Here is an 18,031-nt window from a genome sequence, read left to right as displayed (position 1 = left end):
TATGCAAAAAGTTAACGGACATAAAATCCAGCACGCGGAAACTCCCCAGAGTTTGCTTACTATTATCCGCTCGCGCTATCTGCCTTACTGGCCTTTCTTTGCAGGCGCGGTAGTAATAGCATTGGCAGTTGCTTTTCTTTATATCCGTTATGCTACTCCTTTATATAAAATTTCCGGCGTGCTCCTGGTACAGGAAGCTACGAATGGTCTTGCTGCCAGTGATATGCTGCAATCGCTTGATCTTATGGGTGGCAACAAAACGGTAATGGAGAATGAAATTGAAATACTAAAATCACGTACCCTTACAAAAGAAGTGATAAGGAATCTTAATCTTTATGGAGAAGTAATAGAAAAAGGAAAGATCAGAGATGTGGTTCTTTATAAAGATAGTCCGCTGAAATTCATTTTCCTGGAGCCGGAAGCAATACAGCTGGCATTTACCGGCAACTGGCCTTTTACATACGATCCTGTGCAAAAACGTGTAGCCATTGATGGTAAGAAATACCCGCTGAATGATACCATACAAACGCGCTGGGGAAGAATGCTTATCAAAGCGCAGGGCAAACATGCAGATACGACCGCCGGTTATGTACTGCATATCATGAATGAAAAAACGTGGATGCAGATCATTCTCGCTACCATGAAAATTATGCCTGCTGCAAAAGCCGGCAGTGTAGTGGATCTTGAATATACCGATGCCGCACCGGAACGTGGAGAAGATATTGTGAATGAACTGATCCGTGTGTATAGCCAGGCAGCTGTGGAAGATAAGAACAGGACCTCCGCCAATACCATGCGGTTTGTGGAAGAGCGCCTGCGCATTGTCAGTGCAGAGCTGGGGCAGGCGGAAACAGAAGTGGAGCATTTCAAAACCGCGCAGGGTATTGTTGATATCAGTGAGCAAAGTAAAATATTCCTGGCCGGCGTGCAGGAAAATGACCGCAAGATCAGTGAAGCCAATATGCAGCTATCTGTACTGGATGCCATTGAAAAATACGTTACCAGCCAAAATCCCGGTGGTAATATTGTTCCGGGTACACTGGGTTTATCTGATCCGGTGTTACTGGAGCTGGTAAGCAGGCTTTCTGAAACGGAACTGCAACTGGAAAGGCTGCGTAAAACCACCGGTGAAAACAGCCCGTTGCTGGCAAGTTTAACCCGGCAGGTAGATCGCCTGAAACCCGCTATTATGGAGAATATCGGGAGCCTGCGCACTAATCTTCAGGCTGGCCTGGCCCGCCTCCAGGCAGAGAACAGCCGCAATATGGGTATTATCCGCAGCGTGCCGGGAAAAGAAAAAGCATTGCTGGAGGTAAGCAGGCAGCAGGTGATCAAAAATAATATCTACACCTTCCTGCTGGAGAAAAGAGAAGAAACCGCACTGGCATATGCAGCGGCAGTATCAGACAGCCGTGTGGTAGATGCTGCGGAGGCGGCAGCATATGCTTTTAGTCCGCAGAAACCAATGGTGGTCGGCATCTCTGTACTACTGGCACTGGCACTGGTGGCAGGATGCGTATCGGTGAAAGATATGATGAACCGTGAAGTAATGTTCCGTGCAGATATTGAGAAAGTAACAACCGCGCCTATTGCATCAGAGATCATGTACCATGACGGCAAAGAAGCGATAGTAATGTCCAACAACAGCAGAACGGCTGTGGCAGAACAATTCAGGGCATTGAGAACGTCGTTGTCTTACATAGGATTGAACGGCGACCGGAAAACATTACTGATCACGTCTTCCATATCAGGCGAGGGAAAGAGCTTTATATCCGTTAACCTGGCCATGAGCCTATCGCTTGCCAAAAAGAAAGTAGTATTGCTGGAGTTTGACCTGAGAAAGCCAATGGTCAGTAAAATGCTGAACATGCGTGCAGACCCCGGCATCAGCAACTACCTTGTTGGAAAGGCAACCCTGCAGCAGATATTGCAGCCGGTGGGAGACAATGAGTATCTCTATCTTCTGTCTGCTGGTATAATGCCGCCCAATCCCAGCGAGCTTATTCTCAACGGTGAGCTGGAACGATTGCTGAATGAACTGAAAGAACGTTTCGATTATATCATCATTGACTCGGCCCCTGTAGGGCTGGTAACCGATGCCCGCCTGATATCGCCCTATTGTGATGCCACCTTGTATGTGGTGCGCCATCAGCGTACCCCGAAGAATTACCTTAAACTGATTGAGGAGTTATACCAGAATAAAGAACTGGGAAAACTGAACATTGTGTTTAACGGTATCAAACGGCAGGGAGTGGCAGGATACGGGTATGGGTCCGGATATGGAGATATTAACGGATACGGATACACGGAAGTAACAAAGAAACCAGGATTATTCAGACGCAGCGTAAAATAACAACGCTGTAATCACTCAAAATAACCAAAGGGCAATACATTGCCTGCACCTGCCTTTATAAATTCTCCACAAAACTATCCGATCACCTTAAAACCGGCTACTATGTTTAATGAACAGCCTCCGGTCTGGTATGCGGTATATACCCGGCCCAAATGCGAAAAAAAAGTGGCAGACCTTTTCACCCGAAAAAAGGTGGAGCACTACGTTCCCGCTACACCAGTGGTACGTGCCCGTAAGATCATCCAGGAACCTCTTTTTCCATCCTACGTATTTGTGCATATTCCTGAAAGCAGGAGCTGGGTGGTAAAGGAAACAGACAACGTGATCAATTTTGTGTACTGGCTGGGGCAACCGGCAGTGATACCGGATCATGAAATAGCTCTGATCCGTCATTTTATCCGTGATTATGAAGACGTGTCTGTAGAGAAGTTTCCCATACAGGCGAAAGAAGAACAGCAACAACGTACGGCCACTTCAGCCAAAATACTACAGATCAGCCGCAATCGTGTAAAGGTGGAACTGAGCACCCTGGGCTGCATGCTGGTAGCAACGGTGCCATCCAGGGAAATGACAGTGATCACAGGACATAAAACCGTTAACGGACATCATTACTGACCATAAACCAATCATTCCATGATGCAGCATATTCTCCTTTGCGGTGGCTCCGGCACGCGGTTATGGCCATTGTCTAACCAGCAAACGCCCAAGCAGTTACTTACCCTGTTTGATGGCTATAGTCTTTTACAGCTGGCCTTCCGGCGGAACCGTTTTGCCTGTGGTAAAGTAATGGCAATTGTTAATGAGCAACAATCTGCCATTGTGCAGGAACAACTGAAACAGGCCGGTGCGGCTGCCCCGGTATGCCTGGCAGAACCTGTAGGCCGTAACACCGCCGCAGCGATTGCCCTGGCAGCCTTTACCACGGCGCCGGAAACCATATTGCTGATCACACCGGCAGATCACCTTATTGGTACGCCAGACAGATATGCCATGGCCATTGAAACGGCCGGCCTGCTGGCTGCAGGTAATCATATTGTTACCATTGGCCTGGTGCCTACGCGCCCTGATACCGGGTTCGGCTACATCAGTTATTCCGGTCACGATGTACTTCGTTTCGTGGAAAAACCTGATCGCACGGTAGCGGAAGCTATGCTGGCGGCCGGCGGGTTCCTCTGGAACAGCGGTATCTTCTGTTGTAAGGCAGGCATCATGCTGCAGGAACTGCAAAAGCATGCACCGGCCATTTATGAAGCTGCTGCCATTGCAGCGGAAGAATGGAAGCAGACCGGTGTGTTGTCGAGGGAAAGCATGGAAGCCATACCGGCTGACAGCATCGACTATGCCGTATTGGAGAAAAGCGATATCGTAAAAGTAGTGCCCAGTAAAATGGACTGGAGCGATGTAGGCAGCTATGAAGCGCTGGCAGATGCCCTCTCACATCATTACCAGTACAGGAATCACCAGGCAGTATTTATTCAAAGCGATCCGCGCAAAAGCATGGTGATCGGGAAAGACAAACTGGTAGCCCTGGTAGGTGTGGAGAACATGGTAGTGGTGAACACGGAAAGCGCACTGCTCATCATGCAGAAAGGCAGTGGTCAGGATATTAAACAACTGCATCAATGGGTAAGGGAAAACCGCCCGGAATTGCTTTAAACATAAACACAATCAATCAATACGTATGGAGGCAAACGATCTTATATATGTAGCCGGCCACCGCGGAATGGTAGGAAGTGCTATTAAAAGAAGACTGGAAACACTAGGTTACCAGCACATTATCACCCGCTCATCCGGCAGCCTGGATTTAAGGAATGCCGCTGCGGTAGACGAGTTTTTTGCAAAGGAAAAACCGGCGTATGTATTCCTGGCTGCCGCCAAAGTAGGTGGTATCCATGCCAATAATACCTATCGTGCGGAGTTCCTTTACGACAACCTCATGATTGCCGCCAATGTGATCCATGCAGCATGGAAACATAATGTTACCAAGCTGCAGTTCCTCGGGAGTTCCTGCATCTATCCCCGTATGGCCCCGCAGCCTATTAAGGAAAGCTTCCTGCTAACAGGTTTGCTGGAGCAAACCAATGAGCCTTATGCCATCGCTAAGATCGCAGGCATCAAGTTATGCGAAGCTTACCGCGATCAGTATGGTTGCAACTTTATCAGCGTAATGCCTACCAATCTGTTTGGTATCGGCGATAATTATCATCCGGAGAATGCACATGTGCTGCCGGCGCTGATCCGCCGCTTTCATGAAGCCAAAGTAAACCAGAAGCCTTCCGTAACCGTATGGGGAACGGGAACGCCTAAACGGGAATTTCTTTTTGCAGATGACCTGGCAGATGCCTGTGTATATCTCATGCAGCATTACAACGACAAAGAACCGGTGAACATAGGGAAGGGAGAAGATATCACTATCAGGCAACTGGCAGAATACATCCGGGAAGTGGTATGCTACGAAGGAGACATCATTTTTGACGACACAAAACCCGATGGCACGCCCCGTAAGCTCATGGATGTATCGAAGCTGCACCGCCTGGGATGGAAACACAGTATCAGCCTGAAAGAAGGGTTGGTAATGGCTTACCGCGATTTCCTGCAGCAGGATCAGTTCAAATTACAATCTTAAAAACCAGTGGTATGAAAGTAGTCATTGTAGGAACAGGATATGTAGGACTGGTTACCGGTGCATGCCTGGCCGAAGTGGGAACCAGTGTTACCTGCGTGGATGTGGATGCAGGAAAGATAGCAAGGCTTCAGCAAGGGGTATTGCCTATCTACGAACCAGGCTTGCCTGAAATGGTGATGCGCAATCAGGCCGACGGCCGTCTTGCATTCACTACTTCACTGGCCAGTGCATTGCCCGGTGCAGAAGTGGTATTCATCGCGGTGGGAACGCCGCCGGGAGAAGATGGCAGCGCTGATCTGAAATATGTATTGCAGGTGGCGCGTGAAGTAGGGCAGCACATGGAGCATTACCTGCTGCTGGTCACAAAAAGCACGGTGCCGGTGGGTACCGCTGCCCGTGTGAACCGCGCGGTAAAGGAAAGTCTTTCCGCCCGCGGAAAGTTTATCGAATACGACGTAGCTTCTAACCCTGAATTCCTGAAGGAAGGTGCAGCCGTTAATGATTTCCTGAAACCGGATCGTATAGTCGCCGGTGTGAGCACCACTCATGCCCGTGAAGTATTGGAGCAGCTATACCGCCCTTTCGTATTAAACGGGCACCCGTTGTTGTTTATGGATATTGCTTCCGCAGAGATGACCAAATATGCCGCCAACGCCATGTTGGCCACGCGGATCTCCTACATGAATGATATCGCCAATGTATGCACGCTGGTTGGAGCAGATGTGAACCAGGTGCGCAAAGGCATTGGCAGCGATCCCCGTATAGGAAAACATTTCCTGTATCCGGGTATTGGTTACGGAGGCTCCTGTTTTCCTAAAGATGTAAAAGCCCTGATCCAGACCGGCCGCGAATATGGCTACCAGCTTCGTATCCTGGAAGCAGTAGAAGCAGTAAATGAAGACCAGAAAAAAATATTATCAGATAAAGTGCTCCGTCATTTCGATGGGGATATCAGGGGCCGCACATTTGCCATATGGGGGTTGTCGTTTAAGCCCAATACCGACGATATGCGGGAAGCGCCATCCCTGGTGCTGATCAACAGCCTGCTGGATGCCGGCGCACAGGTTCGTGTATACGATCCCGTTGCCATGGAGGAAGCATTACCGCTGCTGGGCAACAGCGTCACCTTTGCAAAGGATATGTATGCCGCGGCGGAAGGTGCAGATGCTGTACTACTGGTAACGGAATGGAATGCCTTCCGGATGCCCGACTGGCCGCGCCTGCACAGTTTACTGCAAACGCCGTTACTGTTCGATGGCAGGAATATCTATGATGATGTACAACTGGTAAAACACGGGTTCACCTATTATGGTATCGGTAATAATGCCGCTGCCGCAGTAAATGCGCTCATGCAATAACTATTTCTTTATCACTAAAATAATAATCGTATGAAAGTAGCCCTGATAACAGGTATTACCGGCCAGGATGGCGCTTATCTGGCAGAACTGCTGCTGGGAAAAGGATATATGGTACATGGCGTAAAACGCCGCGCCTCACTGATCAATACAGAAAGAATTGATCATCTCTACCAGGATATGCACAGCGAGAATGTGCGTTTCCGTTTGCATTACGGCGATATGACTGATAGCACCAACCTCATACGCATTATACAGGAAACCCAACCCGACGAAATATACAACCTGGCGGCTATGAGCCATGTGCGCGTGAGCTTCGATACGCCGGAATATACTGCCAACGCAGACGGCATCGGTACCCTGCGGCTCCTGGAAGCGCTGCGTATCCTGAAAATGGAAAAGAAAACACGTATCTATCAGGCCAGTACCTCTGAGTTATACGGGCTGGTACAGGAAGTACCGCAACGCGAAACCACGCCGTTTTATCCCCGCAGCCCTTATGCCGTTGCTAAATTATATGCCTACTGGATCACTGTAAACTACCGCGAGGCATATGGTATGTATGCCTGCAACGGGATCCTTTTTAACCATGAGAGCCCCCTCCGTGGCGAAACTTTCGTGACCCGCAAAATCACCAGGGGAGCGGCTGCTATTGCCCTGGGATTACAGGATAAACTGTATCTGGGCAACCTGGATGCACAACGCGACTGGGGCCATGCGAAAGACTATGTGGAGGCAATGTGGCGTATCCTGCAGCAGGAAACGCCGGACGATTATGTAATTGCCACCGGCATCACCACCACCGTAAGGGAATTTGTGCGCATGGCCTTTGCAGAATTGGGTATTGAGATCACTTTCTCCGGTACCGGTGTGGAAGAAATTGGCACTGTAACGGCCTGTACAAATGAGGTATATGCGTTGCCGTTAGGAAAGGAAGTAGTGGCTATTGATCCGCGTTATTTCCGGCCTACAGAAGTAGAGCTGCTTATAGGCGACCCCACCAAGTCCAAAACAGTGCTGGGATGGGAACCCGCTTACGACCTGGCTGCACTGGTAAAGGAAATGATGGCCGGCGATGTGGCATTGTTTGCAAAAAAAGAAGTTACACAACTGGAACATTTAATCGGATAATATAAGCAACATGCAGGTAGCAAACAGGGTTATACTGAATACAGGCGCGCTATACGGACGGATGCTGATCACCGTTTTTATTTCCCTGTACGCCACCAGGCTGGTACTTAATCTCCTGGGCGCGGCAGACTATGGATTGTTTAACCTGATCAGCGGGGTCATTGCCATGTTATCTTTCCTGAACATGGCAATGACTATCAGCACGCAACGGTATATGTCGTTTCACCTGGGTACCAGGGATGCGCATAAACTGAGACTGGTGTTTAATTCCAGCGTATTGCTGCACTTTGTATTAGGACTGGCCCTGGTGCTGTTGTTTGAAGTAATGGGGAGTTACCTTTTTGATCATGTGCTTAACTACCCGGCATCCCGCACAGCGGCAGCCAAACTCATTTTCCAGTTCATGGTGGTCAGCGCTTTCTTTACCATCATTTCCGTGCCTTATGATGCTACGCTGATAGCACAGGAGAACATGGTAATGGTGGCTATATTGGGTATTGTAGAATCTGTAGGCAAGTTGCTCATTGCGCTCAGCCTGCAATATACTTCTTACGACCGGCTGATTGTGTATGGGGGACTGATGGCACTGCTTACTATATTACTGCTCGTATTCAAACAGGTGTACTGTGCAGTGAAATATGAAGAAAGCCGTATCCGGATACGGAAGTATTTCGATCGCAACCTGCTGAAAGAGATGTTTGCCTATGCAGGATGGAATATGTTTGGCGCGGGCAGTTTTGTAGCACGTAACCAGGGGCTTGCCCTTTTGCTGAATATTTTCTTTGGCACTATTGTAAATGCCGCTTATGGCATCGCTAACCAGGTAAATGCACAGCTCAGCTACTTTTCTGTTACCATGCTGCGGGCGTTGAACCCGCAGATCATTAAAAGTGAAGGCAGTGGCGACCGTCCCCGTATGTTGCGCCTGGCCATGATTGCCAGTAAGTTTTCCTTCTACCTGCTGAGTTTCTTTGCTATCCCCATGATGATAGAAATGCCTTTTGTATTGCAATGCTGGTTAAAACAAGTACCTGCTTTTACGGTAATGATGTGCCGCCTTGTCATCATCGCTACATTGATCAACCAGTTATCATCGGGCATACAGGTGGCGGTGCAGTCGGTGGGCAAAATAAGGAAGTACCAGGTGATAGTGAGCACTATGGTGCTGTTCAATATACCCATTGCCTGGCTGCTGCTGAAAGCAGGATATCCCGCATCATCAGTGCTTATCAGTGCTATCGTAATAGAAGTAGTGAGTGGTGTTTACCGTATGGTGGCTGCGAAGAATATCACGGGTTTGTCGCCGGCCGTATTTACACGGCAGGTGGTCATTAAGGCAATAGTGCCGGTACTGCTGGCAGCCGGACTGTCCTGTATTCCGCAGTTATTCATGGCGGAAGGGTTTGTAAGGCTGGGTATAACAACATTGGTAAGTATTATAAGTATTGTGTTCCTGATCCGGCTTATCGGGCTTACAACAGATGAAACGGCAAAAGTGGAACAATTGCTCAACAGGATTTTTACAAAACTACAGGCGAGACTGGTGGTATTAAAAGCGAATTAACATATGAACATTCTTTTCTTCACAGACATATCTCCTTTTCCGCAAAACGGGGGAGAAAGGATCAGGAGCTATTACCTGATCAAAGCTTTATCGCAGCTGGGCTATGAGGTGATTGCCGTGGTGAGGAACGTGGAGAAGGTAGACTTACAGAAATACCATCTCCCAAATGTTACTTTTTATACCTATGAAACAAAACCATTCGATCTGCTCACCCGCATCACCGGTAAGCAATATTTTCAACGCTCTGCCACAGTGATGAACATTTTTGAAGAAGTGTGCCGGGAGTATCCATTGGCAGCTGCAATATTGGACTATGGCTATGTTGGACATTATATCTCCTATTTCCGGCAAAAGCAGATCCCGGTTATTTTGGGCACTCACAATGCACAACCAATGATCACTTGGCAGCTGCCTTCCAAGGGCCTGGTAGATAAGCTGCGTAAGTGGCAGCTGTTCAGTATGGAAAAGCTGCATGAGCGCATGTACTTTAATAAAGCGGCTGCAGTGCTGGTAGTTAGCGATGATGATAATGCCTATCATACACGCTTCCTGCCAAAGCAGAAAGTTTTTACCATTCCTAACTTCCTTGATGAAAAAGACTATCACTTCTCCGGGAAAAAGCAGCAACGGGTGCTGGTAATGACGGCTAACTTCGGCGTATATATGAATTTTGCTGGTTTGAAATGGTTCATCGAAAATGTATGGGACGACGAACTGGCAAGTAAGTACGACCTGTGGCTGGTTGGCAGGGGATCAAAGGAAGCGCTGAAACAGCTTACCGGTAAAGAAGAGTATCGCAATATCGTAGCCTTTGGAAAAGTAGACGATGTGAAATGGTATATTTCTGTGGCGAGCGCGGTGATCATTCCGCTGGTACATGGCAGCGGCACACGCCTCAAATGCCTGGAAGCCATGGCACTCAGCACGCCCATTATCAGTACCCGCAAAGGGGTGGAAGGAGTGAAAAGCCATCACTTTATTGTATCTGATGAACCACAGGCGTTTAAGCAATCGTTACTTCGGTTTGATCCCGAAACAGATAAAGGCGCCCGGTTACGGGAGGATTTTTTGCAGGAATATAGCATGGATGTAAACCGGCAGCGGTTACAACAAATTGTTCATTACGCTGTGCGCGGTAAAATGCCTGCCTATGTTTAACCGGATCAAAATAGCGCTGTATACATTGCTGAGTGGCGTAAATGTAGCCATGGTAGGACAGTTGAAGCTCAATGAGATCATGGTGCTGCTATCTGCTCCCTTTGTATTTGACCTGCGGGATTTTAAAGCTTATCCCATGTTCCGCAAGATCATTTTTGCACTGGTAGCGCTGTTTGTATGCCAGGCGGTTACTGATCTGTTTGTAGTGCATAGTTCTTCCGAGAATTTTATGCGCGGATGGGCAGCCATTGTAATGTCTATACTCTCTTTTATTTTTCTGTTTAAAACTTTGGAAGATGATAAAGCGATCTTCTTTTTCCTTTGCCTGACCCTTATTAAAAATATTATCTGGACAGATGAGAATGCAGACACGGATATGTCGTATTTCAAATTTAAGATGGTGCCCATCCTTTCATATGCAGTGTACATCTGTTCATTCCTGTTATATAGGAGAGGGCAATGGAAAGCCGTACTGGCGTTACTGTTAGGATACAGCCTCTTGTGCTTTGCGCGGGATTCCCGTTCTACAGGAATGGTCTTTTTCATTGGCGCTATCATTATCTATTGCTTTAACAGCGGTATGTACCTTACCCGCGACAGGCTCCTGGTGTTTGGTATTGCGGGCGCTGTTCTTTTCCAGTTTGCTTATGTATGTTATGTAAATGCCGTCATGAATCATGAGATTGGCGGAGACCATGCTTCTGAACAAATAGACCGGCTCGATAACCCTTATAATCCGCTGGCGTTGCTAATGACGGGAAGAGGTGAAACATTCGCAGCCCTGGCAGCCATCAGTGATGAACCCTTATTTGGCCACGGTTCCTGGGCAAAAGATGATAACCTGAAGTATTACCGTATCCTGTTACTATACCAGAATGAAGAGATGAATGAGCAGCTGGCTACTTCAACAGATCACCTGATCCCCAGTCACTCTATCCTGCTGGGCGCCTGGGTAAACTGCGGAGTGGGTGGGTTTGCAGCGGTGCTCATGGTGTTTATACTCCTGTTGAGAATGGGCTTTTACATGATCCGTAATGCCGCCGATACTGCTTTATACCCGGTGCTGGTATTGATGACGATCGGTGTAATATGGACCTTTCTCTTTTCTCCCATCCAGCAGCTAAGATTTAATATACCTGCGATTGGTGCAATATTGCTGCGTGCGTATTATGATTTTAAGGAAGAAGTGGATACAGAAGAAATTACACTCCAAACTATGGAAACAACCGGTATGCTATCTCCCGGAGGAAAAATATAAACGGTAAAAACATCAGCTATGAAAATATGCTTCATCACACTAGGGGATATTAAGTTCATTGCCACTATGAAAAGGGCCATAGGCATGGCCGGACCGCTCATGGCGCAGGGTTGGGAAGTGTCCATTATTGCGCAGGACAGTGAAGAGAACCGCAAGCGTATAGCCATGGAATGCAGTGAAGCGGTGAAGGTATATTATTATCAGCCAGGCACTGCATCAGAAGAGGTACGCGTTAAAACAGAGCTGGTAAACCAGGTGGCGCCGGACTATGTGTTATTTTGTTCCTTCAGTTTCCGCAATCGTATCTCCAAAAGTAAACTCACAGTAAAGCCTAAAATACTTATAGAACATTCTGAATTGCCTTCAGGTATTCCTGATAATAAGGGGATGCGTAAACTGGCCATGCTGGCGCTGGAGTATTGGTCGGTGTTATATGCAGATGGATTGCTGTGTGCCAGCAGGTATCTTTGTAACACCTATGCGAAAAGAGCTGCGCAATTGTTCCGTAAGCAGTTGCCGGTGTTATACTCTCCCTATGCATTTAACAACGAGGTGATCGAATCTCCCCGGATCCGCCTGCAGGACATACAGGACACCTATCATAGTAAAACAATGCTGATTTACATGGGAACGCTCACCCGTAACTATGGCCTGTTCACCATGTTGCAGGCAATGGAAATGGTAAGTAAGGAGAGAAAGGATGTGGTGTTGCTGCTGCTGGGTCAGGGACGTCATATGGCAGATGCAAAAGCTTATGTAAAAGAGAAACAGCTGGAGGCACAGGTAGAGTTCCTGGGCTATGCGCCGGAAGAAGAGCTGAGCTCCTGGTTTACAGCTGCCGATGCCTTTATTTCCCCGTTGAATGATACCGTGCAGGATTGGGCCCGTTGCCCGAGTAAAATTTATATGTACCTGCCATTTGAGAAACCGGTGTTTACCTGCGCTATCGGGGAGCCGCTGGAGATATTTGGTGAGCAGGGATATTATTTCAATAACAACGCACCGGCATCGCTGGCAGTATTGATCAGCAAGCTGGCCAATGGAAGACTGGAGCCGGGAACAGTGAACAGTGAAGCTCACAGCTGGGAACGACGGGCCATTGATTTTACAACATGGATTAACAGTAATGATGCAGTAAAACTATTACGTATTGCTAACCTGTAAATGACAACAACGTGAACTATGTTTATTACAAGGATCCAAAAGGAAATTTCGGCGATGACCTGAACGGATGGCTGTGGCCCAAACTTTTTGGAGAAGGCAGCAGTAGCGACCCGGAAGTGTTCCTGGGTATTGGCTCTATCCTGTTCGACGGATCCCCGTTATTCAGGGATATACCGGATAAAAGCAAAATTGTGTTTGGTACAGGTGTACGGCCTTCTTATCAAACGTTTAGTCTTAACAGCAGCTGGGATATCCGTTTCCTCCGTGGGCCGCTGTCGGCTTATGCTTTTAACAACCAGTTCCCCTATATCGCAGATGCTGCTTATGCCATCCGCCAGTTGCCGGAGTTCGACAAGTTCACGAGGGTGACGAAGAAACATAAGGTGAGCGTGATCCCTTACTTTAAATCAGTGCCCTTTTTCGACTGGGAAGCACTCTGTAAAAAACTGGGTTTTAACTATATCTCACCGAGGTCTGAAAAAGGGGTGGAGTATACGCTACAGGAAATTGCTGCATCAGAGTATGTGATTGCGGAAGCCATGCACGGCGCTATCCTGGCTGATGCGCTGCGCGTTCCCTGGCACCGTTTCATTTTGTCTACGCCATATACGGAAGGCAGCGGCGTGGCTGAATTCAAATGGATGGACTGGCAGGCGGGTATCCAGTTGTATAACATCAATGCCACACAAGTGAAACTTTACCGTAAAAGTTTTCTTCATCAAAAAATTAAAAGTCTTTCCGGTAACCGCATCAGCGCTGAGTTTATGGCCAGGGATATCGTGAAAACCGAGCTTCTGAAAATGTTGCAGGGCGTTACAGGTTTTTATTTATCTGAAGATGATGTCATCAGGCGGATTGATAATAAAATTCATGATCAGGCTTTTTTACTTAGAAAGGAAAAGTGCCTGGGTAAATCATCTTTCATCACAACACATTAATATATGCAGCAGGAATTTATTTTATCAGCAGGAACAGGGCATTTCTTTTTTGGTTTTCATGACCTGGTAGCCTGGAATGCCGCAGGTGATAAATTGCTTGCATTGCAAACACCCGATATCACCGTTCCTCCGGATCCCCGTATTCCCTGCGGAGTTGGCTATTTTGATGCAGCCCAACAGTTCAGGAAAATGGGGGATACCTATGCCTACAATTATCCGCAGGGCGCCCGGCAGCAATGGATCGGCGATACGGATACCTTTATCGTGAACGACCGTGTAGACGAGGTATGGGGCTCACGGATCTATGATGCGAATGCAGGTAAATGTGTAAGCGTATTGCATCAGCCGGCTCATGTGATCACGGATGATGGGATTGCCTTTGGCATCGACTATGCGCGGTTGTACCGCGTAGGTGGATACGGATATACCGGTCTTCCTGATAAGTATGCACATATGCACGCGCCGGATACTTCCGGTATTGTAAAACACAACGTATACACAGGTGAACAAACCTTGCTGCTGTCTATCGCTGCTGCGGCCAACTATAAAATGAATCCTGCGTTGGGGCAGCATCATTATATTACGCACCTTTTGTTGAATCCTTCTCAGCAGCGGCTTGCATTTCTCCATCGCTATAAGTTGAAAGACGGGGGAGAAACTACCCGGCTCATGACCATAGGAATAGATGGCAGCGATCTGAAATGTCTGGCTACAGGATTTCTTAGCCATTTCGACTGGAAGGATGATTCGCATATTGCCATCTGGGGCAGAACCGGCAGTAACATTGAAAAATTGCGTGGGTCGCTCCTGTATAAAATGATGCCTTCCGGGCTAATTGCCGGTGGGAAGAAAATGCTGAAGAAATTGCTATATACCAGGGAAAAAGGTGCAAAAGCGGTAGCGCCCTTTAACTGGTTGTTACTGGAAGATGTGGATAACGCGGCGCCGGCTATGCTGGCAAAAGATATTATTACGGAAGACGGGCATCCGATGTTTTGCCCCGCAGACCGCGACTGGATGATCTGTGATACTTATCCCAACCAGCAGGGAATACGCACATTGTTTCTTTTCCAGTTCAGCACACAGCAGAAAATTGACCTCGGCACTTACCGAATGATCGATGATAAACCAGACCTGCAACAGTCGCATCCTTTGCTGGCCGGTGTGGAAGAGGCTGTGTTAAAAGCTTTTTCCCTGGAGCAGATGGCCTTTACACGCAGTGGCCTGCACTGTGATCTGCATCCGCGCTGGAAGCGGGACGGGAATGTAGTGGCATTTGATTCCATCCATGAAGGCCGGCGCATGATTTACGGTTATGATGTGAGCAGTATTATTCATGCACATAAAAATGTATTGGTATGATTGCTATTCTGCAACCATTGGTACCACATTACCGCGAGCATTTTTTTAACCGGCTCCATGAGCAGGCGCCTTTCGATCTGTACTGCTACGATCAGGCGGATGCCATTAAACAACAAAATCTTTCAGCGGGTAATACCGTGGTGAAGCAATTGCCTTCTTTTAACGTAGGCCCGTTTGTGTTATATAACCCGCTGCGCTTTTTCAGGAAGGATTATAAGATACTGGTGCTGATGCTCAACTTCGCGCATCTTTCCACCTGGATGATCCTGCTGCTGAAGCCCCTGCTGAGGCAGAAAATCATCCTCTGGGGCCATGGCATATCTGTGAAGCGGTATGTACAGGAAGAACAGCGGCCCAGTCGCCTGTTGAAATGGATGATCCGGCTGGCAGATGCCACCTGGTTTTATACGCCGAAGGAAATGGCCCTGTGGCAACAGGAAATGCCCGGCTTAAAAGCAGTGGCCCTGAATAATACTATTTCAGAAGTAGAGAAGATTATACAACGGGAAGTGCCCGATAAAGCAGCGCTTCGTGAAAAGTATAAGATCCGTTCCAAACGTGTGTTGATCTATTGTGCAAGGTTTAATGAAACCGGTCGCCGTATAGATCTGCTGGAAAAACTGATGCAGGAAACCGATCCTGAACAGTATGGCTTTATCATAATCGGTGCCGGTAAATATAAACCCGACTTCAGTGGTTATCCACATGTGCATGATTTCGGGGCTGTGTATGACGCTACTATCAAACAGGAATTATTTGGTATCGCCGACCTGTATTTCCAGCCGGGATGGGTGGGCCTGTCGGTTGTAGAAGCAATGGCTTACGGCAAGCCGGTATGTACATTTAAGCGGAGTGAAGAAGTGTTGCAATGTGTGGAGTACAGCTATATCCGGGATGGTTACAACGGACTGATCTTCGACAACATGGAAGAGTGTTTGTATACGCTGGATCAGCTGTCGGATGAGGAGATCAGCAGGCTTGGGCAACATGCGAAACAATTTGTAGGAGCGCATCTTACCATGACGGCTATGGTGGATAATGCTTTTCACTCTTTGGATGCAATGAATAAATAAAGCTCGTTTATGAAGATACTTTTTATTGTTCCTTCCTACAAGCCGGCCTATGTATATGGAGGCCCTATTGTGGTAATTGCACGGCTGGCAGAGCAGCTGGTGTTAATGGGGCACCAGGTGGAAGTGTATACCACTACGGCCAACGGCGTGAAGGAACTGGATATAGCAGCTAACAGCACAGTGACGGTAGACGGGGTAAAGGTCACCTATTTCAAAAGGATCACCGGTGATCATACGCATGTGTCGCCTGCATTGTGGAAGGCTGTGTGGTCCAATGCCGGCCGGTTTGATAAAGTGCACATACATTCCTGGTGGAATTTTCTTGTAATGGGAGCTTCGTTTATCTGTAAATGGAAGAACCTGAAACCGGTATTGTCGCCACATGGTATGTTCTGTGACTATGTGCTTACAGCACGCAACAACAGGAAGAAGAAGTTATTACATACGGTAATGGGTAAACGGTTATTAAAGAGTACTTACCTCCATGTATCGTCGGAGCTGGAGTGGAAGGAATGCCGGCAGGTGAACAGTCAATGGGAAGGCGGGCAGGTATTCAATCTGGTGGATTTACCGGAAGGAAGTTTTATACGGAAGGAGAACGAAGTGTTTACCATCAGTTTTCTTTCAAGGGTAGATCCAAAGAAGGGATTGGACCTGCTGATCCGCGCTTTGGCTAACGTGTCGTTCCCTTATCGCCTGCAGATTGCAGGTAGCGGCGATGCGGCTTACGTGTCTGAACTGAAGGAATTAATTGCTTCGCTTAATATGGATAACAGCGTCGAATGGGTAGGTTGGAAAGGCAGTGAGGATAAATTTCATTTCCTCGCTGCCACCGACCTTTTTGCACTTACCTCGCGGAATGAAAATTTCGCCATCGTGGTGATTGAGTCCCTGTACGCGGGTACGCCGGTGCTGATCAGCGACCAGGTAGGACTGGCGGCATATGTGCAGCAGCATGGCCTGGGCTGGATCACAGGAATTGATAGTGTGGAGATGATCGCAGCAAAGCTCACCACCGCTTACCGGGAAAAGGAGCAACGGCAACGCATCACCTCTTCTGCACCTGTACAGATCCGTAATGATTTCAATGATGCCACACTGGCATCGTCTTATGTAGCATTGTATGAAAAATGTAGTTAGATGAAGATAGCGGTAGTTATACTCACTTTTAATGAATCGTTGCACCTGGCGCGCTGCCTGGATAACCTCCGGCAAATAACGGATGAGCTGTATGTAATCGATGCTTTTTCTACAGATGATACAGTGGCAATAGCAGAGAAGTATGGAGCAAAGGTTTTTCAGCGGAAATGGATCAATTATGCCAACCAGTTTCAATGGGCGTTGGACCATTGTGGTATTGAAGCGCCGTGGGTAATGCGCATGGATGCGGATGAATACCTGGAACCCGGGCTGGTAAAAGAGATCCAGCAACGTATAGACAAAGTGCCGGATGATATAACGGGAATATATATACGCCGTAAGGTGTTATTCAAAGGTAAATGGATCCGCTTCGGCGGTTTCTACCCGCATACCCTTTTGCGGATATGGCGCAATGGGGTAGGCAGCATCGAGCAGCGCTGGATGGATGAACATATTGTATTGTCCAACGGCGCTACGATGCTGTTTAAAGAGCATATTGTAGATGATAACCTGAACTCCATTCACTGGTGGGTAAACAAACACAATAATTACGCTATCCGTGAAATGGTAGACCTGCTGAATATCCGTTATGGTTTCTGGCAAACCGATGAAAGACTGCTGCGGGCCAATGGTACGCAGGCAAAGCGCAAGCGCTTCCTGAAAGAAAAAGTTTATGCGGCCATGTCGCCGGGAATGCGCGCCTCGCTGTATTTCCTGTTCCGCTATGTAGTACGGGTGGGTTTCCTTGACGGGTATAAGGGTTTCCTTTTTCATTTTATGCAGGGATACTGGTATCGTTTACTCGTAGACGTTAACGTGCAGGAATTCCAGCAGAAACTGGATGGAAATGAAAGCAGGGAAGATATTATGGCGTTGTTGAAACAAGACTATAACATTCATATCTGATGT

General features: G+C 47.7%; 15 protein-coding genes. All 15 read left to right on the top strand.

The window, feature by feature from the left end:
* Position 1 precedes the first annotated feature (1 nt).
* The 15 genes from ABIE50_RS28630 (at position 2) to ABIE50_RS28560 (ending at position 18,028) form a co-directional block, all read left to right on the top strand.
* The gene (locus ABIE50_RS28630) at positions 2 to 2,353 is read left to right on the top strand and encodes a GumC family protein (RefSeq protein ID WP_209861957.1); all 2,352 of its coding nucleotides are present in this window, start codon (positions 2 to 4) and stop codon (positions 2,351 to 2,353) included.
* 102 nt (positions 2,354 to 2,455) lie between these two features.
* Positions 2,456 to 2,968 (top strand): transcription termination/antitermination NusG family protein, encoded by a 513-nt coding sequence (locus ABIE50_RS28625; protein WP_142686428.1) that lies wholly within the window; start codon positions 2,456 to 2,458, stop codon positions 2,966 to 2,968.
* A gap of 18 nt (positions 2,969 to 2,986) precedes the next feature.
* Positions 2,987 to 4,009 (top strand): mannose-1-phosphate guanylyltransferase, encoded by a 1,023-nt coding sequence (locus ABIE50_RS28620; protein ID WP_209861954.1) that lies wholly within the window; start codon positions 2,987 to 2,989, stop codon positions 4,007 to 4,009.
* A 25-nt stretch (positions 4,010 to 4,034) separates the two neighbouring features.
* The gene (gene fcl, locus ABIE50_RS28615; protein WP_142686430.1) at positions 4,035 to 4,979 is read left to right on the top strand and encodes a GDP-L-fucose synthase; all 945 of its coding nucleotides are present in this window, start codon (positions 4,035 to 4,037) and stop codon (positions 4,977 to 4,979) included.
* A gap of 11 nt (positions 4,980 to 4,990) precedes the next feature.
* On the top strand, positions 4,991 to 6,337 hold the full coding sequence (locus ABIE50_RS28610) for a UDP-glucose dehydrogenase family protein (protein WP_209861951.1): 1,347 nt from the start codon (positions 4,991 to 4,993) through the stop codon (positions 6,335 to 6,337).
* 30 nt (positions 6,338 to 6,367) lie between these two features.
* On the top strand, positions 6,368 to 7,465 hold the full coding sequence (gmd, locus tag ABIE50_RS28605) for a GDP-mannose 4,6-dehydratase (RefSeq protein ID WP_209861948.1): 1,098 nt from the start codon (positions 6,368 to 6,370) through the stop codon (positions 7,463 to 7,465).
* Between the two features lie 10 nt (positions 7,466 to 7,475).
* Complete coding sequence (locus ABIE50_RS28600) at positions 7,476 to 9,029, top strand: lipopolysaccharide biosynthesis protein (RefSeq protein ID WP_209861946.1); 1,554 nt, start codon at positions 7,476 to 7,478, stop codon at positions 9,027 to 9,029.
* A 3-nt stretch (positions 9,030 to 9,032) separates the two neighbouring features.
* Positions 9,033 to 10,187: a glycosyltransferase family 4 protein gene (locus tag ABIE50_RS28595; RefSeq protein WP_209861942.1), complete on the top strand. Its 1,155-nt coding sequence runs from the start codon at positions 9,033 to 9,035 to the stop codon at positions 10,185 to 10,187.
* Positions 10,180 to 11,445 carry an O-antigen ligase family protein gene (locus tag ABIE50_RS28590; RefSeq protein WP_142686435.1) on the top strand — a complete coding sequence of 422 codons (1,266 nt, stop codon included), beginning with the start codon at positions 10,180 to 10,182 and terminating at the stop codon, positions 11,443 to 11,445. Before ABIE50_RS28595 ends, ABIE50_RS28590 begins: the two co-directional genes overlap by 8 nt.
* A gap of 18 nt (positions 11,446 to 11,463) precedes the next feature.
* Positions 11,464 to 12,609, top strand: a complete 1,146-nt coding sequence (locus tag ABIE50_RS28585) for a glycosyltransferase family 4 protein (RefSeq protein ID WP_209861940.1) — start codon at positions 11,464 to 11,466, stop codon at positions 12,607 to 12,609.
* An 11-nt stretch (positions 12,610 to 12,620) separates the two neighbouring features.
* Positions 12,621 to 13,547, top strand: a complete 927-nt coding sequence (locus ABIE50_RS28580) for a glycosyltransferase family protein (protein WP_209861937.1) — start codon at positions 12,621 to 12,623, stop codon at positions 13,545 to 13,547.
* 3 nt (positions 13,548 to 13,550) lie between these two features.
* Positions 13,551 to 14,909, top strand: coding sequence for a hypothetical protein (locus ABIE50_RS28575; protein ID WP_209861935.1), 1,359 nt, complete (start codon positions 13,551 to 13,553; stop codon positions 14,907 to 14,909).
* Positions 14,906 to 15,982 carry a glycosyltransferase gene (locus ABIE50_RS28570; RefSeq protein ID WP_209861932.1) on the top strand — a complete coding sequence of 359 codons (1,077 nt, stop codon included), beginning with the start codon at positions 14,906 to 14,908 and terminating at the stop codon, positions 15,980 to 15,982. The genes ABIE50_RS28575 and ABIE50_RS28570 overlap by 4 nt, the downstream gene beginning before the upstream one ends.
* A 9-nt stretch (positions 15,983 to 15,991) precedes the next feature.
* The gene (locus ABIE50_RS28565) at positions 15,992 to 17,122 is read left to right on the top strand and encodes an XrtY-associated glycosyltransferase XYAG1 (RefSeq protein ID WP_209861930.1); all 1,131 of its coding nucleotides are present in this window, start codon (positions 15,992 to 15,994) and stop codon (positions 17,120 to 17,122) included.
* Complete coding sequence (locus tag ABIE50_RS28560; protein ID WP_209861927.1) at positions 17,123 to 18,028, top strand: glycosyltransferase family 2 protein; 906 nt, start codon at positions 17,123 to 17,125, stop codon at positions 18,026 to 18,028.
* Positions 18,029 to 18,031: the final 3 nt, after the last annotated feature.

It is taken from the genome of Chitinophaga sp. OAE865, from assembly GCF_040546735.1.
GTDB lineage: Bacteria > Bacteroidota > Bacteroidia > Chitinophagales > Chitinophagaceae > Chitinophaga > Chitinophaga polysaccharea_A.
Note: the sequence above shows the minus strand (reverse complement) of the source record. Positions and strands in the feature narration are given on the sequence as shown.